Source organism: Pseudoalteromonas sp. K222D, from assembly GCF_017653575.1.
GTDB lineage: Bacteria > Pseudomonadota > Gammaproteobacteria > Enterobacterales > Alteromonadaceae > Pseudoalteromonas > Pseudoalteromonas nigrifaciens.
Genome location: NZ_JAGGDL010000006.1, coordinates 76,490 through 100,047, shown reverse-complemented (window position 1 = coordinate 100,047; position 23,558 = coordinate 76,490). Strand labels below are relative to the sequence as shown.

At 41.7% G+C, this 23,558-nt stretch carries 18 protein-coding genes; 7 read left to right on the top strand and 11 right to left on the bottom strand.

What is annotated here, in order from left to right; all coding sequences use genetic code 11:
• Position 1 precedes the first annotated feature (1 nt).
• Together hutU and hutC are read right to left on the bottom strand one after the other, a co-directional pair.
• Positions 2-1,675 carry a urocanate hydratase gene (gene hutU / locus J5X91_RS05335; protein ID WP_089368815.1) on the bottom strand — a complete coding sequence of 558 codons (1,674 nt, stop codon included), beginning with the start codon at positions 1,673-1,675 and terminating at the stop codon, positions 2-4.
• A gap of 20 nt (positions 1,676-1,695) precedes the next feature.
• Positions 1,696-2,409, bottom strand: coding sequence for a histidine utilization repressor (hutC, locus tag J5X91_RS05330; RefSeq protein WP_011329381.1), 714 nt, complete (start codon positions 2,407-2,409; stop codon positions 1,696-1,698).
• Positions 2,410-2,529: 120 nt separating this feature from the next.
• Here hutC and hutI point away from each other — a divergent pair, with 120 nt between their 5' ends.
• Together hutI and J5X91_RS05320 are read left to right on the top strand one after the other, a co-directional pair.
• On the top strand, positions 2,530-3,777 hold the full coding sequence (hutI, locus tag J5X91_RS05325; protein ID WP_208834197.1) for an imidazolonepropionase: 1,248 nt from the start codon (positions 2,530-2,532) through the stop codon (positions 3,775-3,777).
• Between the two features lie 137 nt (positions 3,778-3,914).
• Positions 3,915-5,588, top strand: coding sequence for a GGDEF domain-containing phosphodiesterase (locus tag J5X91_RS05320; RefSeq protein ID WP_208834205.1), 1,674 nt, complete (start codon positions 3,915-3,917; stop codon positions 5,586-5,588).
• On the opposite strand, the gene J5X91_RS05315 is transcribed toward J5X91_RS05320, so the two are convergent.
• Positions 5,585-6,634 carry a formimidoylglutamase gene (locus J5X91_RS05315; RefSeq protein ID WP_182683863.1) on the bottom strand — a complete coding sequence of 350 codons (1,050 nt, stop codon included), beginning with the start codon at positions 6,632-6,634 and terminating at the stop codon, positions 5,585-5,587. The two genes, J5X91_RS05320 and J5X91_RS05315, sit on opposite strands and share 4 nt — an antisense overlap.
• 1 nt (position 6,635) lies before the next feature.
• Positions 6,636-7,133 carry a ribonuclease E activity regulator RraA gene (gene rraA, locus J5X91_RS05310; RefSeq protein WP_011329377.1) on the bottom strand — a complete coding sequence of 166 codons (498 nt, stop codon included), beginning with the start codon at positions 7,131-7,133 and terminating at the stop codon, positions 6,636-6,638.
• A gap of 334 nt (positions 7,134-7,467) precedes the next feature.
• On the opposite strand from rraA, the gene J5X91_RS05305 reads away from it, so the two are divergent.
• Positions 7,468-9,348: a methyl-accepting chemotaxis protein gene (locus J5X91_RS05305; RefSeq protein WP_208834196.1), complete on the top strand. Its 1,881-nt coding sequence runs from the start codon at positions 7,468-7,470 to the stop codon at positions 9,346-9,348.
• A 27-nt stretch (positions 9,349-9,375) separates the two neighbouring features.
• Here J5X91_RS05305 and J5X91_RS05300 read toward each other — a convergent pair whose 3' ends face one another.
• The 5 genes from J5X91_RS05300 to priA all read right to left on the bottom strand — a co-directional run bounded on the left by J5X91_RS05300 (position 9,376) and on the right by priA (position 14,490).
• On the bottom strand, positions 9,376-9,750 hold the full coding sequence (locus J5X91_RS05300) for a gamma-butyrobetaine hydroxylase-like domain-containing protein (protein ID WP_011329375.1): 375 nt from the start codon (positions 9,748-9,750) through the stop codon (positions 9,376-9,378).
• Positions 9,751-9,817: 67 nt separating this feature from the next.
• Positions 9,818-11,146, bottom strand: coding sequence for an HslU--HslV peptidase ATPase subunit (hslU, locus tag J5X91_RS05295; RefSeq protein ID WP_011329374.1), 1,329 nt, complete (start codon positions 11,144-11,146; stop codon positions 9,818-9,820).
• Positions 11,147-11,157: 11 nt separating this feature from the next.
• Positions 11,158-11,676 (bottom strand): ATP-dependent protease subunit HslV, encoded by a 519-nt coding sequence (hslV, locus tag J5X91_RS05290; RefSeq protein WP_011329373.1) that lies wholly within the window; start codon positions 11,674-11,676, stop codon positions 11,158-11,160.
• A gap of 79 nt (positions 11,677-11,755) precedes the next feature.
• A complete protein-coding gene (locus J5X91_RS05285) occupies positions 11,756-12,283 on the bottom strand; it encodes an SPOR domain-containing protein (RefSeq protein ID WP_011329372.1) in 528 nt (175 codons plus the stop codon).
• Between the two features lie 20 nt (positions 12,284-12,303).
• On the bottom strand, positions 12,304-14,490 hold the full coding sequence (priA, locus tag J5X91_RS05280; protein WP_208834195.1) for a primosomal protein N': 2,187 nt from the start codon (positions 14,488-14,490) through the stop codon (positions 12,304-12,306).
• Positions 14,491-14,746: 256 nt separating this feature from the next.
• Here priA and rpmE point away from each other — a divergent pair, with 256 nt between their 5' ends.
• The gene (gene rpmE / locus J5X91_RS05275) at positions 14,747-14,962 is read left to right on the top strand and encodes a 50S ribosomal protein L31 (RefSeq protein ID WP_011329369.1); all 216 of its coding nucleotides are present in this window, start codon (positions 14,747-14,749) and stop codon (positions 14,960-14,962) included.
• Between the two features lie 544 nt (positions 14,963-15,506).
• The gene (locus tag J5X91_RS05270; protein ID WP_011329368.1) at positions 15,507-16,748 is read left to right on the top strand and encodes a malic enzyme-like NAD(P)-binding protein; all 1,242 of its coding nucleotides are present in this window, start codon (positions 15,507-15,509) and stop codon (positions 16,746-16,748) included.
• A 98-nt stretch (positions 16,749-16,846) separates the two neighbouring features.
• On the opposite strand, the gene metJ is transcribed toward J5X91_RS05270, so the two are convergent.
• Positions 16,847-17,167, bottom strand: coding sequence for a met regulon transcriptional regulator MetJ (gene metJ / locus J5X91_RS05265; RefSeq protein ID WP_006793094.1), 321 nt, complete (start codon positions 17,165-17,167; stop codon positions 16,847-16,849).
• 198 nt (positions 17,168-17,365) lie between these two features.
• Here metJ and metB point away from each other — a divergent pair, with 198 nt between their 5' ends.
• Positions 17,366-18,604, top strand: a complete 1,239-nt coding sequence (metB, locus tag J5X91_RS05260; protein WP_011329367.1) for a cystathionine gamma-synthase — start codon at positions 17,366-17,368, stop codon at positions 18,602-18,604.
• 5 nt (positions 18,605-18,609) lie between these two features.
• Complete coding sequence (gene metL, locus J5X91_RS05255) at positions 18,610-20,955, top strand: bifunctional aspartate kinase/homoserine dehydrogenase II (RefSeq protein WP_208834194.1); 2,346 nt, start codon at positions 18,610-18,612, stop codon at positions 20,953-20,955.
• A gap of 90 nt (positions 20,956-21,045) precedes the next feature.
• Here the strand turns inward: metL and J5X91_RS05250 are convergent, their stop codons facing one another.
• Positions 21,046-23,556 (bottom strand): PBP1A family penicillin-binding protein, encoded by a 2,511-nt coding sequence (locus J5X91_RS05250; RefSeq protein ID WP_208834193.1) that lies wholly within the window; start codon positions 23,554-23,556, stop codon positions 21,046-21,048.
• Positions 23,557-23,558: the final 2 nt, after the last annotated feature.

Here is a 23,558-nt window from a genome sequence, read left to right as displayed (position 1 = left end):
ATCATTCCTCGTTTAACATTGGTAAGTCTAGGTTTTGCTCTTTTGCACAATTTTTTGCTATATCGTAGCCTGCATCCGCGTGGCGCATAACTCCAGTTGCAGGGTCGTTCCACAGTACGCGGGCAATACGCTGTTTTGCTTCGTCGCTGCCGTCAGCCACAATAACTACGCCTGCATGTTGGCTAAAGCCCATACCTACGCCACCGCCGTGGTGTAGCGATACCCAAGTTGCACCACTGGCTGTGTTAAGAAGTGCATTGAGTAATGGCCAATCAGATACCGCATCAGAGCCATCTAGCATAGCTTCGGTTTCGCGGTTAGGGCTAGCAACCGAGCCAGAGTCGAGGTGGTCGCGACCAATAACAACCGGGGCTTTAAGCTCGCCATTTTTAACCATGTTGTTAAAAGCGAGCGCAAGACGGGCTCTGTCTTTTAATCCTACCCAGCAAATGCGCGCCGGTAAGCCTTGAAACTGAATACGTTCACGCGCCATATCAAGCCAGTTATGTAAGTGTGCGTCATCGGGGATTAACTCTTTAACTTTGGCATCGGTTTTATAAATATCTTCGGGGTCGCCCGACAGTGCCACCCATCTAAATGGGCCAATGCCTTCGCAAAATAAAGGACGAATATACGCAGGGACAAACCCCGGAAAATCAAATGCGTTACTTACTCCTTCATCAAATGCCATTTGCCGAATATTGTTGCCATAATCAGTGGTAGCAGCGCCCGCTTGTTGCAGCGCGAGCATAGCTCTTACTTGCACCGCCATTGATTGCTTAGCTGCTGTTACAACCGCTTTTGGGTCTTGTTCGCGCATTTTAGCTGCATGTTCCATGCTCCAGCCTTGCGGTAAATAGCCATTTAGCGGATCGTGTGCTGAGGTTTGATCGGTGACCACATCGGGAGTAACGCCACTTTTAACTAAAGTGCTAAACACATCGGCAGCATTACCAAGTAACCCGACCGAAAGGGCGTCACCTTTTACGCACGCATTAGTTATAAGTTGTAGCGCGTGTTCAAGGTTGTTGGCTTTAATATCTACGTAACCGGTTTTTATTCTAAAATCGATACGGGTTTCATCGCATTCCACCACTAATGCACAAAAGCCTGCCATAGTTGCAGCAAGAGGTTGTGCGCCGCCCATGCCACCAAGCCCGCCAGTTAATACCCATTTACCTTTAGCACTGCCAGCAAAATGTTGTTTAGCCATGGCCACAAAAGTTTCGTAAGTGCCTTGCACTATGCCTTGTGAGCCAATGTAAATCCAAGATCCCGCGGTCATTTGCCCGTACATCATCAAGCCCTTTTTATCGAGCTCGTTAAAGTGCTCCCAATTAGCCCAGTGCGGTACTAAGTTAGAATTAGCTATGAGTACTCGCGGCGCATTACTGTGGGTTTTAAATACCCCTACAGGTTTACCCGATTGTACGAGTAGCGTTTCGTCATCTTCGAGTCTATCGAGAGTTGCTATAATTTTGTCGTAACTGGGCCAGTCACGTGCAGCGCGACCAATGCCGCCATAAACAACTAATGCATGGGGATGCTCTGCAACGTCAGGGTCTAAGTTATTCATTAACATGCGTTTAGCGGCTTCGGTTTGCCAACTTTTAGCGCTAATTTTATCGCCGTGAGGGGCACGTATTGTGCGGTTGTTGTCGAGTCGATTGTTCATATTTACTCCTGTTGTAGTTTTTAATTATTATTTTTAAAAGTTAAGTGACCACCTAAACGATACTTACTTCCTGGTGAAACAAGTCGGGCATAACTCACAATGCCGTTGCTTGACCAAGTACGGCGAATGAGTTGCAGGCAAGGTTCTTGACTCGATAAGTTAAGCCACTGGCACATTTGTTTATTGGGCATAATGGCTTCCACCGTATGCGTTGCTTGGGTAAGCGGGGCTACATTCGATAAGTACTCATGTGGAGTAAGTAGCGTAAAATTTTGTTGTAAGTACTGCGTGGCAAAAGTGGGATTTACAAAGCGCTCCTCTATTTGCAGTGGTTTAGTATTTTCGTTATGCAGCAATACACTGCGATACACAGTGCTGTTAACTTTAATACCCAGTGCAATGGCAATACTAGTGATTGCGGGTAGCGACTCAAGGGCCAATACCGTACAGCTATAATTACCATTGCGTTCTTTTACTTCATCGGCAATATTTTTAATTTCAAGCAATGACGACTGCGATTTAAAGCTAGCAACAAAGGTGCCTAACCCTTGGCTGCGAGTTAAAATTCCCGCCTCGGTTAGCTCGCTTAATGCGCGTCGAGCGGTCATACGGCTTACAGAAAATTGATTGCTTAGCTCGTTTTCAGAAGGCACACGCTGGTTTTCTTGCCATGTAGCACTGCTAATTTTATCAACTATAAACTGTTTTATTTGTGCAAATTTAGGCGTTGTCATGGTGTATTTAATTGTATTAAAAATAAACTATAAGATTAAGATGGCATAATTACCTTGTATATACAAGATGGGTTGTTAGACTATATTTTAGTCATTATAAAAAACACAAGGGCGCGCAATATGCAAAGTGCAACACCAGGTTATGAATTAGAAGATATTGATTTACTGCTTACCGATGCCAACATTGCCACTATGGATAGTGCTGTAGAGGCGCCTTATGGCGCGATAGAAAATGCAGCCTTAGCAATCAAAAATGGAAAAATTATGTGGCTAGGTGAGCAAAAAAACTTACCTAGTTTTGATGTGTTTGCAACGCCTACCTTGAGTATAAAAGGGCAATGGTTAACCCCAGGGTTAATAGATTGCCACACGCATTTAGTATTTGCAGGCTCTAGAGCAGAGGAGTTTGAGCAGCGCTTACAAGGGGTGAGTTATGAGCAAATTGCTGCCCAAGGTGGCGGTATAACTAGTACAGTTAAAGCCACCCGCGCTGCCGATCATGAGCAGTTATTTGTAGCCGCCAAAGATAGGTTAAATACGTTACTGGCAGAGGGCGTGACAACTGTTGAAATAAAGTCGGGTTATGGACTCGATACTGCCAACGAAGTAAAAATATTAGAAGTGGCGCGCTTACTTGATGAGCATCACCCTATTAATATTAAAACCACCTTTTTAGGGGCGCATGCGCTACCACCAGAGTACAAAGGGCGTAGCGATGACTATATTGATTTAGTATGTAACGATATGCTTGATCAGGTAGTGGCTAATAACCTTGCTGATGCGGTTGATGTTTTTTGTGAGAATGTAGGCTTTAGCTATACCCAAACTAAGCGGGTGTTCGAGGCGGCAAAAAAACATAACTTGCCAGTAAAATGCCATGCCGAGCAGCTCTCTAATCAACACGGTGCTGAGCTGGTGGCGCAATTTAACGGGCTATCGGCTGATCATATTGAATACCTAGATGAAGATGGCGTAAAAGCGATGGCACAGGCCGGCACAGTAGCAGTATTGTTGCCTGGCGCATTTTACTTTTTAAGAGAAACACAACTTCCGCCAATAGCTTTGCTTAATCAATATAAAGTGCCTATAGCGATTGCTAGCGACTTTAATCCGGGCACCTCACCGCTGTGTTCGCTACAATTAATGATGAATATGGCATGCACATTATTTAGATTAACACCCGAGCAGTCACTTGCTGGAGTAACTCGTAATGCTGCTAAAGCTTTAGGATTAACAGACCGCGGAGTTTTAAAAGTAGGTGCGAGGGCCGACATTGCACATTGGCAAATAAGCCATCCAGCACAATTAAGTTACCAGTTTGGGGTAAATAAACTGTTAAACTTATGGATTATGGGTAAACTTAATTAGTCACACCTTTACCCCAGACCGATAAGTAGGCCTTAATATTTATGCTTTTATTTAATTTTTTAGCCAGTACCAGTAGTGCTAATTTGAGCTTGCTTAGCGACAGTGGCTTGCCGGTTTTTTTTAGTGGCGCCTTACTTATGGCGATGATCGCTACCTTGCTGAGCGTAAAAAATACAGCATCTAGATTAAGCTACTTATGCACAGGGTTAATAGGGTTGGCTATTTTAAGCAGTGGTGCTGCATGGCTTAGCGCTTTACTCGCATTAGGTTTTGGCTTTAATTTGTGGCATGCAATTGTACATAAAAACAAGCTGTTAATTATATTAAGTGCACTTGCTGCGGTGTTGTTTATAGCATTACTTATAGCCATTGCAGCGTTTGGCATTGCACTGTTTTGGATTGTTAGTGCGGTGTTGTTATTATCATTAACTGGGTTTATTACTAATAATGAGACACTTAATCAAGCGCCCTTGAAGCAGCAGCAAGCAGCACCTGAACATTACATCGAAAGCTCTCCGCTGGCCTCTTTTGCCGATAAACAAAAATTACGTCAAGGTTATAATACGTGGCGTAATAAAGCACCGTCACTAGGGGCGTTGGTAATTCTTCGTTTAGAAGGTTTTGAGCAAGTTAATCAGCATATTGGGCGTGATTTTGGTGATTTACTGCTTGCTCAGTCGGCGAATAGAATAAAAGAATTACTCAATAATGATGGCATTGTATCGTTAGAGGACGATGAAAAACTAGCCCATTTAGGAGGGCTTAATTTTGCCTTTATTTGTAACTTAGCCAGCCATAAACACTTGCATGAAAAAATAATTACCGAAATATTTGGCGCTACACTTAAACCTTTTAATGTGGCTAACTGCACTATAGAAGTGACCGCAAGAGCAAGCTATGTGCATTGTAATGAGCAAGATGAAGACTTTGATAATTTAATTAAATCGGCTTATTTAGCACTTGATAGCCAGCCAAAACAACAGGTGGTTGCTTATCATCAACAAATGATGATCGAGCAGTTAGAGCAGCAAGCACGATTAAAAGAGCTTGCAGAAATTGATTTCACCAATGAGTTCGAGCTGTATTTTCAGCCGGTTATTGTAAATGATAATGGCCAAATTGAGTTTTTAGAACTATTACTGCGTTGGCAGCATCCTAAGCAAGGCATACTTTCAGCGAGTCGTTTTATTGATGATATTAGAATTGCAGGGCTTGCTTACCCACTGGCTATATTTGTTATAGAGCGCGCTGCTGAACTTGCAATGGCATTGCGTATGGAGGGCTTTGCAGTGCCATTGAGCATTAATGTATTTGGCCCTGAAATGCTCAATGAAGAGTTTGTAGAATTTGTAACGAGTGCTATGAAAGAGCATAACTTAAGGCCTGGCGATTTAATTGTTGAGTGCCCGCTACATATTTTTACTAACCTAGATGACAAAGGGCGAGCCATGATTGCGCGGCTTAATAATATAGGCTTAAAAGTGTGTGTTGATGGTTTGGGCGATAACCCCGTTTCGCTCTCTAAGTTACCTAGTTTAGCGGTAGAATACATTAAAGTCGCGCCAGCATTAACTGCTGATTTTAGTAATCAAAACAATATTCGCAGCCTAGTTGTTGGTATGGTGCAAATGCATAATCAACAAAGTACTAAGGTTATTTTTGAAGGGGTTGAAACCCTAAATCAGCTTAAATTTGTAAAAAGCCTAAAAGGCTATGCAGCACAAGGCTATTATTTTGGCCACCCATTAAGCAGTGTTGGTTTAATGAGCTGGTTAAAGCAGTGGCAATTAGCGCAGCAGCAAAGTAATTAAGCACACTCTTTGGCTTGCAGGTAACTATTCACTAGTGCGCTAATAACTTGTCCGCAATGCACTTTACCGGCTTTAATCCCGCTGGGATGTTGAATAGGAGCTGCTTCGCATAAGTGTAAGTAGTGAGAGTGGCGGTTGCTTGCAGCTAAATGTACAAAGTGCTCAGCGTCACTTACGCTAAAACCACTACAGGTATAAGCACTTACAGGCATAAATGCAATGCTATCTAAATCAACCTCAACACCTAGAGGCGCCGCATCAAAACTCTCCAGCGCATTGCTCACTGCTTGAGTTAGATTAATTTCACGTTTAACGGCGATTGACTGATAGCTATTAAAAGTAAAATTAGCAGCGGCTAACGCATCTATAATAGCTTGATTGTTTTTTAGCTCGTGCAAGCCAATAACATGGTAACTTTTTAAACACTGCGCGCTGTACGCATAGCTAAAGCCATTACCACTGTGGCGGCCTTCGCATTCTCGAAAGTCGGCGTGGGGATCAAAATTTATAGCGTTAATAGCGGTGTTTTTATACTTAGCTAACGCTTTTATAATACCTAAGCAATTATTATGGCCACCACCAATAACAATGGGTTCAAGCCCCGCTTTAAATATTAAACTTAATATAGCTTCTACGCGTTGATCAAGTTGCTCACATAACTCACGCAACTGTGTTAAATGGGCAGGGTTTTGGTTGTCGAGTAGAGCGCTTTGCGCCATTAAATCAGCGGTGTGCACTTCGCCAAGTAACAGTACTTTTTGCGTGGCAATAAATTGATTATAAGGCTGGTTTAAAAAACGTTGTAAAAAAGCCGGCCATGCTTGCTCTGCACCCCCGGCTCCTAAGTTTGCTTTTGGGCCAATATCTTCACAAATACCCAGTAACACGTAGCGCATGCCAAATTGTGCGGCATCGCTAAGCGCTTGTTGTATATTTACGTCGGTATCGAGTAATGACATTGACTGCCATACTTTGGTTTCGTTAGCGCGACTAGTGCAAAACGACTTAACCGCGCTTTCATCGTAAACGTTTAAATAGTGCGCCACGTTATATTTCTACGATTTCCAGTTCTAGCTCTTCTGCAGATAATACAATGCCGGTGCTGTCGGCATAAATAAAGTCATCATCAAAAAACGATACGCCAGCAAAGTTAACCCCAATGCCGTCTTCGCCTGCGCCTTGGCTATCTGCTGCAACCGGAATAGAGGCAATAGCTTGAATGCCTAAATCAAGCTCTTCAATTTCGTCTACGTGGCGTACAGCCCCGTAAACAATAATACCTTGCCAGTTGTTTTCAAGTGCAAGTTCGGCCAGTTCAATATCGATAAGCGCACGACGAGTAGAGCCACCACCGTCAATAAGTAGCACTAGGTCTGTACCATCTTGAGAAAGTAATTCACGGATAAGTTCATTATTTTCAAAACATTTAACCGTTTTAATGCGGCCACCAAAGCTGTGTCGGCCACCAAAGTTGATGAACATAGGTTCAAGCACGTCAACCACATCGGCAAAGTGGTCACATAAGTCAGAAGTGCTGTAATCCATTATTTTATCCTCAAAAGATACATTAGTTTATGCTTCAGTATACCCTCCTTATATGCAATAACAACGACTTAATCGCAGTAAATTTAGGCAAAATAGGCGGCTAATAAATAATTTGTAATCATTGGCCTATACAATGTATAGGCCTTAAGTTATTGCTGGCATATAATCCGCAACTAAATAATTGCGCGGTTAATTAAGCTAAATAACGTCACTTTAAAAAGTGCTCAGCAGTGCAGGTGTTTTAGTGTTTTTCGGTATTTCTTTCTTTGTTAAAAGCTTAAGTTATTTAAGTGTAAGTAACAGAGTTGCTCATTAAATTTTTAAAGGTGTAACAATGATTGTTTTGCAAAACTTGACCATTAAGCGGCGTTTACAGCTAAATGCTTTAACTGTTGCTTTGGCCATGCTGGCTTTTTTATATGTAATTATCACAGGTTCACAAACCACGTTAAAGTTAACTAACATCACGCAACAGGCCGAGCAGTTAAACATTCATCAGTTGCAGTTAAGTGCACATGAAAAAACCTTTTTGTTTTATAAACAGCCACAAGCACTCTCATTATTTGAACAAGAATACGCACAATTAAATAAACAAATAATTCAATTACAATCGCAAATGCAAGATTCAGAGATTGATACACAGCAGATAACCCTCTATACGCGTTTAATAAAAAGCTTTTATAGTGATTTTAATGAGGTTGTGCGACTGCAAAAAAGTATTGGCTTACATCAAGACGATGGGCTTTATGGGCAGCTGCGAAGTGCTGTGCATGAAGTAGAAAGTTTGCTCAATCAACAAGATGAATACCAGCTATTGACCCTAATGCTACAGCTAAGACGTGCCGAAAAAGACTTTATGTTACGTTTGGATGAAAAATATTTAGCAAGTTTTCAAGATCATGTTGATACGTTACAGCAAAAAATAACGAGCTCATCACTAAGTCAAAACATTAAAAGTAATTTAAAAAACCTACTGTCTAATTATCAAAGTGCTTTTCAAACATTAGTAAAAACGCAGCTTGAATTAGGTGTTGATCTAGACTCTGGCGCACTTGGGCGCATGCAACAAAGTGTAGAGCAAAGTGATCAGTTGGTAATGCAGTTAGTAGCAGATACTAAATTGCAAGTTGAAGCCAGTATAGCTAAAGCACAGTCGGTCGCTATTATGGTGTTTATTATATCGGGTATTATAGTTTTAACCCTGGTTTACTTAACCAGTCGCTCTATCATTGTACCTGTAGAGCGTATTTACCAATCTATAAACAAGATTCGACGCAATAATGATTTAACAGTAACCATTGAGCAAATTGGCAATGACGAAATTACGATTATGTCGAAAGATTTTAATAGTTTAATTGGTGACTTTAATAACCTTATAAATGAGGTGAATGGGGCTTTAAATGCGTTAAATATCGCGACTGAAAATTTATCAGAAAGTACCGCCGCAACCAGCTCGGGTATGCAAGAACAATTACATGAAGCCGATATGGTAGCCACTGCAGCGACCGAAATGCAGGCGACCATTCAAGATATTTCACATAATACCGAAGCTGCTGCTAAAAAAGCAGAATCAACTAATTTAAGTGCGCAACAAGGTCGTAGTGAGGTTGAGTCAACCGTCGCGCATATTAGAGGGTTGTCTGACTCTTTAGAGCATGCGTCAAGTGTCGTTTCTTTATTAGAAAAAGACGGTGAAACAATAGGCTCTGTGCTTGATGTTATTCGTGCGATTGCCGATCAAACTAACTTGTTAGCGTTAAACGCTGCTATTGAAGCCGCTAGAGCGGGTGAGCAAGGCAGAGGGTTTGCTGTGGTTGCAGATGAAGTGCGCTCATTGGCTCAACGAACACAAGAATCTACAAGTGAAATAGAAGGTATAATAAATACTCTACAACAGCGCACTCAAGAAGTGGTGAGTATTATGCATCAGTGCCGCTCACAAGGTGATGAAAGTGCATCGCAAGCAAATAGAGCTGGTGAGTTACTCGGAGCAATAACCGAAGATGTGCAAACGATTATGGAAATGAGCACACAAATTGCTGTGGCAATTGATCAACAAAGCCAAGTAGCATCTGAAGTAAATAAAAATGTGGTGAGTATTCGTGATATTGCCAGAAACACCTCAGGGCACGCTGCTAACAATGCGCAAACAAGCGAAGAAGTATCAGCGCAAGCACGAGTGCTTTTTGCTGCAATTGACAAATTTAAGGTTTAAAACTTAGCAATAAAGTACCCGTATAGTTTAAGGAATAAACTTTATGGGTACGCTGTCTTTAGAGTTATTGTGCTCACTAACCCGCTTTAAATACTCATCCCATAGAGTCGCTTGCTGCGCCTGTAGTTTTGCAAAATATTGCCAGCTAAATAACCCGCTATTGTGGCCATCGTCAAAATCTAAACGCAGTGCGTAATGACCAACATGAGCAATGTTTTTAATACCAACGGATTGTTTATTGAATACTAATTTCATTGGCCCTGAGCCATGTCCTTGCACTTCTGCAGAAGGAGAGTGCACACGTAAAAATTCACAACTAAATACGGCTTGGCTGTCATCATCAAAGTAAACATCTAAATTTTTGCTAACGCTGTGGTAATGTACTTTTGTTACGTGTTTCATTTTTATCTCATTAAAAAGCCCCCAGTGCGGAGGCTTTTAGTATAACTGTTTATGCAGCTAATTTTAATTAAAGAATGTAGCGGCTTAAATCTTCATCTTCAACCAGCGCACCTAAGTGTTTTTCAACATAAGCGGCGTCAACTACCAGTGATGTTCCGGCTTGCTCTGAAGCGTCATATGAAATTTCTTCCATTAGCTTTTCCATTACCGTATGTAAGCGACGAGCACCGATGTTTTCGGTTTTTTCGTTAACTTGCCAAGCGGCTTTAGCAATGCGCTCAATTGCATCATCACTAAATTCAATAGTAACTTGCTCAGTTTTAAGCAGTTCACGCTGCTGCTCGGTAAGCGATGCATGCGGCTCTGTTAAAATACGTTTAAAGTCATCAGCAGTAAGTGCTTCAAGCTCTACACGAATAGGAAGGCGACCTTGTAGCTCAGGGATCATGTCTGATGGCTTAGCCATTTGAAATGCGCCCGAGGCAATAAATAGCATATGGTCAGTTTTAACCATGCCGTGCTTAGTGCTAACCGTACAACCTTCAATTAATGGTAGTAAGTCGCGCTGTACGCCTTCACGACTAACGTCTGGACCTGATGAGTCACCGCGTTTACAAATTTTGTCTATTTCATCAATAAATACAATACCATTTTGTTCAACTGCAAAAATAGCCTGCTCTTTTAGTTCTTCAGGATTAACTAGCTTAGCGGCTTCTTCTTCACTTAATAATTTAAAGGCTTCTTTAATTTTTAACTTACGCTTAGTGCGCTTATCGCCACCCATGTTTTGAAACATGCTTTGCAACTGGTTGGTCATATCTTCCATACCAGGGGGGGCCATAATTTCTACGTTTGGTTGTGCTTGAGCTAAATCAATTTCGATTTCTTTGTCATCTAATTGGCCTTCACGTAGCTTTTTACGAAACGTTTGACGAGTTGAAGAGCTGTCATCGCGTTGGCTTTCGCCATATTGATCTTTAGCTGGTGGTAAAAGCGCATCTAAAATACGCTCTTCGGCTGCTTCTTCAGCGCGATGCTTAAACTTTTTAGTTTGTTGCTCACGCGTCATTTTAATCGCAACATCGACTAAATCGCGGATGATGGTTTCAACTTCCTTACCAACATAGCCAATTTCGGTGAATTTAGTTGCTTCTACTTTAATAAATGGCGCGTTAGCAAGCTTAGCTAAACGGCGCGCAATTTCGGTTTTACCAACACCCGTTGGGCCAATCATTAAAATATTTTTAGGTGTTACTTCATTACGTAAATCATCACTTAGCTGCATCCGGCGCCAGCGGTTACGCAGTGCAATAGCAACGGCTTTTTTAGCTTTTGCTTGACCAATAATGTGCTGATCTAGCTCGTGAACAATTTCTCTTGGGGTCATAGCAGACATAGCGGTTCCTGTTACAATTCTTCGATAGTTTGAAAGTCGTTAGTGAATACGCAGATATTGCCTGCAATGGTTAGGCTTTTTTCTACTATTTCGCGAGCACTTAAATCGGTGTTTTCCAGTAAGGCAGTTGCTGCCGATTGGGCAAAGTTACCGCCACTGCCAATGGCAATTAAGTCATTTTCTGGCTGTACTACATCACCATTACCGGTAATGATTAAAGAGGCTGTTTCGTCGGCTACAGCAAGCAGTGCTTCGAGCTTGCGCAAAGCGCGATCGCTGCGCCAGTCTTTGGCCATTTCAACCGCGGCTTTAGTGAGGTTACCTTGGTGCATTTCTAGTTTGCTTTCAAAGCGTTCGAAAAGGGTGAAGGCATCAGCAGTACCGCCGGCAAAGCCAGCAATTACTTTGCCATTATAGAGGCGTCGAACTTTACGGGCATTGCCCTTCATTACTGTGTTACCAAGCGAAACTTGGCCGTCGCCGCCAATTACAACATTGTTGCCGCGGCGTACACTTACGATAGTAGTCATATTATTCCTCATCATCGAGCTGCAGGGGCAACTCGTAAAAAACGATTATGAAGAGGTTATATGGGTGAATGGTTTATTTTCAAGTCCAGCCCCAAATTCCGCAGCCGACTATTTTTACACGTTTAAGTTTATTTTTATCGCTCTCAGCTTGGCGCTTGGTTTTATAGGGGCCTAAGCGTACTTTATACCAAATGCCACTGCTGCCTGTGGTCTCTTTTATTTCAGAAATAAGCCCTGCAAAGGCTATTTTAGCTTTTAGCGATTCAGCCTGCGGGTAGGTTCTAAACGAACCGCATTGCATAACGTAAGGGCCTTTTTGTTCAAGTTCTTTTACTTCAACCTGAATTTCGTGGTTTCTAATTTCTTTAATAAACGCAGGCGTACGTGGTACAACAACTTCTACAGGAGTTGTAGGTACAGGGTTAGCTTGTTTTTCAACTAGCTCAGGATCGGCGTTATTTTTAATAAACCATAAGCCATAAGCAAAACCTGCCACCAATAAAGTAACAATTAAAACTAACAGTATTGGAAAGGGTTTTTTAGCGGGCGCTGATTTCGCTTTTTTGCGGTTTGCTGGTTTTTTGTTAATGTAATCGTGCTGTGCCATAGCTTTATTTTGGCCTTAACCTAAATCATGTCTATAGGGTCTACGTCTAGGCTCCAGCGTACTTTTTGTGCAAGTTTGCTAGTGCTTAGATAATCAACCATTTGCGCAAGATATTGGTGCAATACGCGGCGATCTTGCGCTTGAATGTGTAATTGAAAACGATACATACCTGCTACTTTTTCAAGAGGAGCAGGTATTGGACCGAGCAATTGTATACCAGTTACCCCGCTTACTGGAACCAAATCTGTCAAAAAATCGACGACTTGTTTTATATTGTGTCCTTGGGCGCGAACAATGGCCATATTTGTGATTGGTGGTAGGTCTGCATCTTCACGTTCACGCAGTGCAAAGCGAGCAAAATCCTGATAACCATTATTAACCAAATCTTGTAATAGTGGGTGCTCAGGAAAATGTGTTTGCAATAACACTTGGCCTGCCTCACCTGAGCGCCCAGCACGCCCGGCCACTTGCGTAACAAGTTGGGCTAAATGCTCAGTTGCTCTAAAATCACAGGAGTATAAGCCGCTGTCTACGTCTAAAATAACCACTAAACTTACATCGGCAAAGTGATGCCCTTTAGCCAACATTTGCGTGCCCACTAAAATGCGCGCGCCGCCTAGGTTTATTTCATCCAGTGCTTTTTTAAGGCTGCCTTTACGACGAGTAGAGTCGCGGTCGATACGTGTAACAGGGGTTTGTGGAAATTCACTCGATAAAAACTCTTCTATTTGCTCAGTGCCTTTACCATTAGGAAAAATTTGCGTGCTACCGCAGTCGGGGCATTGGTGTGGAACATGATATTGATCGCCACAGTGATGGCAAATCATTTGCCCAATAGCTTTATGAAAAGTGGCACTGGTGCTGCAACGCTTGCATTCGCTTAACCAGCCACATTCATGGCAAATTAACGTGGGCGAAAATCCACGACGATTTAAAAACACCATCACTTGTTTGCCACGTTTTAAATGTTGGCGCATGGTAGCAAGGCTGGCATGGGCAATGCCTGCTTGGTCGGGCTGACCTTTCATATCGAGTAATTTAAATTGGTTATCGGTAGCGGTTTGCGCGCGCTCAGTAAGGCTCAGTAGTTGGTATTTATTATTAATTGCTTTGTGCAGGGTTTCGAGTGCCGGTGTTGCACTGCCTAATATAAGCGGAATTTTATGCTGATATGCACGATACGCAGCTAAATCACGGGCATGGTAGCGCAGCGTGTCTTGCTGTTTAAAAGACGAGTCATGTTCTTCATCAACCACTATCATGCCGAGCTTTAAAAATGGCAGAAAAATACTCGAACGTGTGCCTATTACTATGGCGCAGCTGGCTTTTTCGCAAAAACGCCAGGTTTGTAAGCGTTCATTATCGGTTAAAGCTGAATGCCAAAGCATAATGGGGGTGTCGGGAAAGCGGCGGCGAAAGCGGTTAACGGTTTGCGGGGTTAAGCCTATTTCGGGCACTAATACTAGTGCTTGTTCGCCGCGCTTTAGTACTTTTTCTAAACATTGTAAGTACACTTCTGTTTTGCCGCTACCGGTTACACCTTCTAATAAAAAGCTGCTAAAACCGCTGCTTTGATTAATTGTGGTGCAGGCAACCGCTTGCTCTTTGTTAAGTGTTGGTTTGCTACCCACTGTTGGGGCTACACTTTGCCAGTGGTTATCATGCTCAATTGACTGCGTTATGAGTGCCTTATCTATTAAGCTATCAATGGTTTTTTTACTAAAGCCCAAAGCTTTTAACTCGGTTAATGACGACTTGCCTGATTGCGATAGCTGCTTTAGTAAATTAAGTTGAGTCTTAGCTTTTAATGACGGCAGCAGCGCGCCTTTTTCCGTTAGGGCTACCATATTAATGCTGGTTTTATCAGGCGATTCGCCTTGGCGTAGTGCGCTTGGCAATGCAATATGAATGGTTTCACCCAGCGGGTAGCAATAATAACGGGCAGTAAAGCGCAGTAACTCTATGTGCTCTGCAGATAAAATTGGCGTATCGTCGATAATTTCAAAAATTGCCTTTATTTTGTTTTCAGGCACTTCGGTTGTTGTTTTAAGCGCTAAAACCACGGCTACTTTACGTTGATTACCAAAGGGTACTAACACCCGCATTCCGGGTTTTAATGGCGCAGAAGCTTCACCAAGCTGGCTATCTACTTTATAATCAAAGGTGCGCGGTAGTGGAACTTTTATAGCAACTTCAACAAAATACATAGTAACTCAACTGTTAAAAAAATAATGGGGGAGGGCGTGCTAATACTTGGCCCTAATGTACTAAAAATACAGCTAAAAACCTACTACCAAATAACCTTGTTTACTCAAAATGGTTATTTTTTTAGCAAAAATACTAATTAATGCTTGTGTGCTTGATGGTTGTTGGATAAAATCCGCCACCAATAAATTTGTTTTAACGACGTATGGTGCCAGACTCCGGGTTTGGAGAGCGATGCGGCCTTAACTAGAGGTTTCTATGAAAGAAGGTATTCACCCTAAGTACGAAGTAATTTCTGCAACTTGTTCATGTGGAAACGAATTCGAAACTAGCTCTACTCTGTGTAAAAATATTCACCTAGACGTTTGTTCTGCGTGTCACCCGTTTTACACTGGTAAGCAAAAGATTTTAGACACTGGCGGACGTGTTGATCGTTTCAACAAGCGTTTCGGTGCACTTGGTAGCAAAAAGTAATTATTGCTATTTAGTTAAAAAAAGCATCTTAGGATGCTTTTTTTATGCCTAAAAATCCTCTAACTTCCCCCTAACCTCGCTAGTTTTAAGTTTATTGCTTTTGCATAACTATTTCCTGTTCTTATTCTCGGTATGCATAAACCTTTGCAGACAAATGACCTAATATTCTCTATATTTTTAATAGCTTAATTTTAAACTCGGTTTCTAAAAGTAGCCAACATGAAGCTATGTGTTGTTAAAGCAGAATAAATAATCGCTTTTAGCTGATTTTATTCACATTTTAAAAACGCTGTTTTGTGAATAATACTTTTAACTAAAATAAGCTTGAAAAGTGCCTTTTAGCACAATTTATATTTATGAAAAGTAGCGATGTTTTTATCGAAGTTGCTGAAAATTCGCTTGAAATTAACAGATCTAGCATATAACAGGATAGACCTGATATTGCTTGGAATTTAAAAATAATAAGGGTATCGTACTTTAAGGCATGTTAAGTGTCGCTTTACTCCCTCTCACTTTAACTTAAATTGCAGGATATAATCGCGTTATGTCGGACTTTCGTGAACAAGCACTACATTATCACTCTCACCCCGTTCCAGGTAAAATCAGCATTGAGCTAACCAAGCCTGCAGAAACGGCTCATGATCTCGCTTTAGCTTATAGCCCCGGTGTAGCTGAGCCGGTGCGTGAAATTGCTGCTGACCCTGTAAATGCCTATAAGTACACAGGTAAAGGTAATTTGGTTGCAGTGATCACCAATGGTACTGCTATTTTAGGTTTAGGAAATTTAGGGCCTTTAGCGTCAAAACCGGTAATGGAAGGCAAGGCGTTGTTGTTTAAGCGTTTTGCAGGCATTGACTCAATTGATATTGAAGTAAAACACCGCACCACCGAAGACTTTATAAATACTGTGGCTAATATTGCTGATACTTTTGGCGGTATTAACCTTGAAGATATTAAAGCACCAGAGTGTTTTGAAATTGAAAAGGCGCTTATTGAACGCTGTAGTATTCCTGTTTTTCATGATGATCAGCACGGCACGGCTATTGTAACGGCTGCAGGTATGATAAATGCGCTGGAAGTGCAAGGCAAAGATATTGAAGATGCAGTTATTGTATGTTTAGGTGCCGGCGCTGCAGCGATTGCTTGTATGGAGTTATTAATTAAGTGTGGTGCACTGCGTGAACATATTTATATGCTTGATCGTAAAGGTGTTATTCACACTCGCCGTGATGATTTAAACGAGTACAAACAGTTATTTGCTAACAATACCGATAAGCGTACATTACAAGATGTAATTGAAGATGCTGACGTATTTGTTGGTGTGTCGGGCCCTAACTTATTATCGGCCGATGATTTAAAATTAATGGCAGCAAAGCCAGTCGTATTTGCTTGTTCGAACCCAGACCCTGAGATTGATCCGGCACTGGCACACGGCGCACGTAGCGATTTAATTATGGCAACAGGGCGCTCAGATTACCCTAACCAAGTTAATAACGTGTTGTGTTTTCCGTTTATTTTCCGTGGCGCACTTGATGTGCGTGCCAGTGAAATTAACGATGAAATGAAAATTGCAGCAGTTGAAGCTATTCGTAGTATTGCCAAAGAGCCGGTTCCGCCAGAAGTACTAAAAGCTGCCGGTGTCGATAAGCTAGCGTTTGGTGCAGAGTATATTATTCCTAAGCCTATGGACCCGCGTTTATTGCCGCGTATTGCTAAAGCAGTTGCATTAGCAGCCATTGCTTCAGGCGTAGCGCAAATAGAGCTGCCAGCAAACTATATGGAATAAGCAGCATTATGCTGCTCGGTATTAAGTTACTTCAGTGTAATTTATAGCCATAAAAAAACCTCAGCATGGCTGAGGTTTTTTTGTTTAAAAGCCGCTGTTTAGTCTTCGTTTAAAACAGGAACTTCTAAGCCCATTTCTTGCATTATTTTTTTCACTTCTTCAGGCACTTTTTCGGCGTTATCTTTACGTAAATCATCATCGTTAGGTAACGGTTGCCCAGTAAACGCATGCAAAAATGCTTCACATAATAGCTCGCTATTAGTTGCATGGCGTAAGTTATTAATTTGCCTACGGGTGCGTTCATCGGTTAGTACTTTTAATACATTTAGCGGGATCGAAACGGTGATCTTTTTAACTTGCTCTGATTTTTTCCCGTGTTCTGCGTATGGGTGAATATACTCGCCATTCCATTTTGCCATAAGATGTATCGTTGCCTCAGATTATTAATTGCTCACCCTACTAAAAAATAGCGCGAATATGCGTGAAATTCTATCGATTTAAACAAATTAGTCAAATACTTGTTGCACAGATGGCTAGGTGTTTAAATGTTTTGACTTCTTAAGTTGAATGAATTACTGTTTTAGACGTCTAAACATCTAAATAAGTAGGTAATAAATATGAGTGAAAAAAATAAAGCGACAATTGCAGTTCGCAGTGGTGTCGATGCTGATAAGCACCATGGCGCGGTTGTGCCTCCGCTGTATTTATCAACCACTTATTCGTTTGCCGACTTTGATACAAAACGTCAATATGACTATGGCCGCAGTGGTAATCCAAATCGTGATACTTTAGCCCAAGCACTCAGCGAACTCGAAGGTGGTGCTCGCGGCATTATTACTGCAACAGGAATGGCTGCCGTACATTTAGCCACTCAGCTGCTTAATAGTGACGATACGTTAGTGATCCCCCATGATTGTTATGGCGGCAGCTATCGCTTATTTACCTCATTACAAAAGCGCGGCCTATTAAAACTCGAAGTGTTAGATTTAACTAAACCAGAAAGTTTGCAGCAAATTTTAGTAATCAAACCTAAGTTAATTTGGATAGAAACCCCTAGTAACCCTATTTTACGTTTAACTGATATTAAAGCAGTAACCGATATTGCGAAACAATGCGGTGCTTTGGTAGCCGCAGATAACACTTTTTTATCGCCTGCATTACAAAACCCGATTAAATTTGGCGTTGATATTGTGGTGCACTCAACCACTAAGTACATAAATGGCCACTCAGACGTGGTTGGCGGTGCGGTTATTGCTGCAACTGACGAACTAGGTGAAGAACTGGCTTGGTGGGCAAATAATATTGGTATAACGGGGGCACCGTTTGATAGTTACTTAACTTTGCGTGGCTTGCGTACTTTAAATGTACGCTTACGGCAGCATCAAGAAAATGCCTTAGCTATTGCTAAGTACCTTGAAAGCTCAAAATTTGTTAGCCAAGTATATTACCCGGGGCTAGAGTCGCATCCACAACATGAATTGGCTAAAGCACAGCAACTTGGTTTTGGTGGCATGGTTAGTTTTGACATTAAAGGTGATGTAAATGACGCAGCTGCATTTTTAACAAACCTTAAAACATTTAGCTTAGCTGAATCTTTAGGTGGCGTAGAGAGCTTAATATGCCACCCAGCAACAATGACGCATGCAGGAATGGAAGCCGAGGCTCGTTTAGCCGCTGGCGTTGGCGATACGCTTATTCGTGTGTCGGTAGGTATTGAAGATGTAGCAGATTTATTAGCAGACTTTGATCGGGTATTTAATTTAGTGCAACCAGGTCAGCACAATAACGCAGGTAAAGCAGGTGCTAGCGCAAGTAGTAATGTTAAATTGAGCGCTGCTCACCCGGCGTTGTGGTAATTAATATGACTAATAATATTCATAAGTTTGGTGGTTCGAGTTTAAGCTCAGCCGAGCGCTATAAAAGCGTTGCAAAAATAATTATAGGGCAAGCTCAGCCCGGTGATTGTGTAGTGGTATCGGCTGCAGGAAAAACCACAGATACATTAGTAAAACTGTGGCAAAGTTATCAGCAGCACGATACTCAAGCGCTCGCTGATATTGTATTGCAATTAAACAATCATCAAAGTGATTTAATAACGCAGCTACTGCAGGGCGATTTAAAGCGCAGCGCTTTAACCACTCTAAATGAAGAGCTAAGTTTAGTTGCTAAATTAGCGAGTACTGAGCAGTTGCAAGAAGCGGCGCTACTCGCCTATGGTGAGTTGTGGTCAGCTCGTTTGCTCGCAGCGTATTTGCAGCAACTTAATGTTGCTGCATGCATGCAAGACGCAAGAGGCTTGTTTACGCTAAGTGATGGACAATTATTGCATAGCCAAAATACACAGCAGTGTAGTGAGCTTATTAGCCAGCACAAAATTAACGTGGTAACAGGGTTTATTGCGGCTAATACCCAAGGCGATACGGTCACTCTTGGTCGTAATGGTAGTGATTACAGTGCAACCTTATTGGCAAGTTATTGCAATGCTAAACAAGTATATATTTGGACCGATACACAAGGGATATTTAGTACCGACCCACGTAAAGTTAACAAGGCCATTAAATACGCTAAGGTATGTAGAGCGCAAGCTAACTTATTGGCAAGATTAGGTAACCCCGTTTTACACGCTAAAACATTATCGCCACTTAAAAATACCGATATAAAGCTTGCGGTGCGCAGTAGTTTTGACGTGCAAGCAAGCTCAACAAATGTAGTGAAAGAGGGCTGTGTAAAACAAAAACGCTTTATTACTACATTAGAAAATATAGATTTACTTAGTGTTGAAGGGCTAGTTGAGGGTGAGGTAACTCAGGTTAGCCAGCTTATTCAACATAGTTTGCATCATTTTAGTAGCGCGGGTGAAACTTACCTAATAGTACCGGCAGTAGCGACCCATCAAGTAGTTAGTTACTTTGCAGGAAGAGCCAATATTAGCGAGTCTAACCTACATGGTTGCGCGCTAGTTGCTCCTGAGCAAGATATAAACTCATTGAGTACTCAGGCACGCGAGTTGCTCAATTTGCATAATATTGAACCTCGCTTTGTGCATCAAGATAGTGGTTATGTATTGCTACTGACGGATCAGCTTATTGATAGTGATGTGCTTAATGTGCTGCACGATAAACTGATCACTAAAGGCCAAGAAATTGCCTTAATAGTGGCAGGGCTTGGTAACGTAGGGGATGTATTTGTTAGCCAACTATCGGCGCAGCTAGCACGCTTATCAACCGACTTTAATATTAAGTTAGTGGGATTAGCACGTTCGCAAAAACTGCTATTTAATCCCAGCGGCATAAATGTACAGCACTGGAAGAACCAATGGCAGTTAGAGGCTGTTGACTATAGCAGCCAAGATTTATTAACCGCTATTGGCCAGCTTGATTACGAGCATAAAGTGGTTATAGATATAACCGCCAGCGAGCAATTTAGTCAGTTATACCCAGATTTTGTTGCGCTTGATTGTCATTTAATTAGTGCTAATAAGTATGCTGGTACCGCGCCAACTCCTTGGTATAAAGCGTTGCAGCACAATATTGCGCAGCGCAATTTATATTGGCGCTATAACGCTAGTGTGGGTGCCGGTTTACCAATTAATTTTGCCCTTGCAGATTTACAAAACAGTGGCGATAAAATAACACGTATAGAAGGTGTTTTTTCGGGTACGTTATCGTGGTTATGTAGTATGTATAATGGCGCAACTGCATTTTCTGAGTTATTACTTGAAGCGCAACAAATGGGTTTTACTGAACCCGATCCGCGCGAAGATTTATCGGGGCGAGATATGCAGCGTAAGCTACTTATTTTAGCGCGAGAGTTAGGGGTTGAATTAGACCTTAACGACATTGCCTTAGCGCCGTTAATGCCCGATGAGCTAGCACTAGGTAGCTGGGATGACTTTTTAGCTAATAAACATAAGCTCGACACTTTTATTGAAGAGCATGCACGCAATGCAAAATTACAAAACGCGGTACTTCGTTATACAGGTTTACTGAGTATTGGGCACGATAGCGTAACGGCCAAAGTAGGGTTAGCGTATGTTACGCCCAATGACGCATTAGCAAACTTAACCCCGGGTGATAATATTTTTGTTATTAACAGCCAGTGGTACAGCAATAATGCCTTGATTATACAAGGCCCAGGTGCTGGTAAGGAAGTGACTGCAGCAGGCGTTCATTCTGACTTATATTGGCTGATAAAAAACTTAAAGTAATAATTAAATAAAACAAAGAACGGCAACCTAAAGAGGTTGCCGTTCTTTTAGCGTAATTAACCATTTAGCTAATGAGAGATGTGCTTATGGTTAAAATAGCTCTTCTTCTGTTTTGGTGTTTTCTTCAAAAATATCGCTTGGCTGCGAAAGCACATAACTAGTTGGGGTAGTGCCTTTTTCAAAGTATTCAAAGCGGCTAGTGTAATCATTTTTGTGGCTTAATAAGCCAGTCGCTAAATCAATACGAATAGAAACTAATCCTTCAGGTGGTTCAATTGGCGCTTCTGGTTGCCCATCAAGAGCTGCCCTCATAAATTCATTCCATGCCGGTTGAGCTGTTTTAGCGCCCGATTCAGCCCCTGTTATTTGACCACTATCAAGGTTGTTGTTATAAGCAGAACGACCTAGAGTATTGCCAGGGTTGTCAAAGCCAACCCATACTGAGGTGAGTACATTGCGGTTAAAACCACTAAACCAAGTGTCAACAGAATCGTTTGTGGTACCTGTTTTACCCGATAAATCACGACGCCCTAAACGCTGTGCTCGCCATGCAGTCCCCGTCCAGCCTGTTTTATTGCTCCAGCTTCCGCCGCCCCAAATTGCGCTGTTCATAGCGTCTGCAATTAAAAAAGCATTTTGTTTAGAAATAATACGTGGGGCACATTGCACTGTTTGCTGCGCTTTTTCACCTTGCTCAGTATTTTCTATCGTTAGGCTGCTGTTATTTTCGATAGCGAGGGGCTGCGTGCTCTCATCGCAGGCTAGGGCTGGGTTTGCTTTAAATAACACTGTACCAAAGGCATCTTGAATTTCAGATATAAAATACGGTTCTATTAAATGCCCGCCATTAGCAAACGCGCTCATACCACGAGCAAGTTCTAATGGAGAAATGGAAGCACTACCAAGTGCTAAGGATTCACTGCGGTTAATGTCTTTATTATCAAAACCAAATTTAAGTAAATGATCAGCAGTACGTTGCAAGCCTACACCACGCAGAAGACGAACCGAAATAACGTTTTTAGATTGCGCCAATGCGCGGCGAATACGAATTGGGCCATTATAAACTGCAGGGCTGTTTTTTGGGCGCCATGCAATACCTTGGCTTTTATCCCATTGATTAATTGGAGCGTCGTTTAAAATGGATGCTAAAGTGTAGCCTTTTTCCAGAGCTGCAGAGTAAATAAAGGGTTTAATGTTTGAGCCGACTTGGCGTTTAGCTTGCACTGCACGGTTGTACTGGCTTTGCTCAAAACTATAACCACCAACAATTGCTTTAATACGGCCATCTTGAGGGTCTAAAGACACAATGGCACTAGAGGCTTCAGGAATTTGACTCAATAAATAATTATTATCGTCGTTTTTACGTAGCCATATTTGTGCACCTGGTACTAATATTTCAGTTGCAGCTTTAGGAGCAAAACTTTGGCGGTAACGCGTAATATATTTACGTGCCCACTTTAAGTTATCCCATGTAAGTGTTGCCAGTTCACCATTTTTTAGTAAAACGTCGGCTGTTTTTTCGTTAACCGCCAATACTACCGCGGCTTGTAAGTCGCCAAGCTGTTTTACGTCTTTTAGCTGGTTAAGAATTTGCGCTTGGCTTAAGGCTGGTTGTGTTTGCGCATCCCATAATAAACGCTCTGGACCTCTAAAACCGTGGCGCATATCGTAACTATGTAAGTTATTTACTAAAGCCGTTTGCGCAGCTTGTTGAACGTGGGACTCTACCGAGGTAAATATTTTAAAGCCAGAGTTGTACGCTTTATCAATACCGTATTTAGCAACCATTTCTGCACGCACCATTTCAGATATATAAGGTGCGTATAAATCTATTTCAGCGCCATGAAAAACGGCCGTTATAGGTTGATTAATAGTCTCTTCATATTCGCTTTGGGTTATATAACGTTCAGACAACATTCTACCAAGTACGACATTACGACGCGCTTTAGCACGCACTGGATTGCGAATAGGATTAAGCGCTGAAGGTGCTTTTGGCAGGCCGGCAATCATTGCCATTTGCGCAAGGGTTAAGTCTTTTAGTTCTTTACCGTAATAAACTTGCGCTGCTGCACCAATACCAAACGCCCTATTACCTAATTCAATTTTATTTAAATACAGCTCAAGAATTTCGTTTTTGCTTAATAAGTTTTCAATATGTATCGCGATAAAAATTTCTTTTACTTTACGAATGTAGGCTTTTTCGCGGGTTAAGAAAAAATTACGTGCTAGCTGCATAGTAATAGTACTAGCGCCTTGTTTTTTCTCTCCGGTAGATATAAGTACAAGCGCAGAGCGGACTATACCTATTGGGTCAATACCAAGGTGATCATAAAAGCGGCTGTCTTCGGTGGCTAAAAATGCATTAATGAGGGGTTGTGGTATTTGGTCTATTGTGACCGGAATTCGTCGTTTTTCACCAAATTGATTGATCAACAGACCATCTTTAGTGAATACTTGCATAGGAGTTTGTAATTGCACGTCTTTTAAAACTTGCACACTTGGGATATCAGGTTTAACGTAATAATAAAGGCTGAACAAAGTGATCAGTCCAAATAATGTGCAAATGATAAAAAATTGTAAAGTTCTTTTTAATAAAATCACTG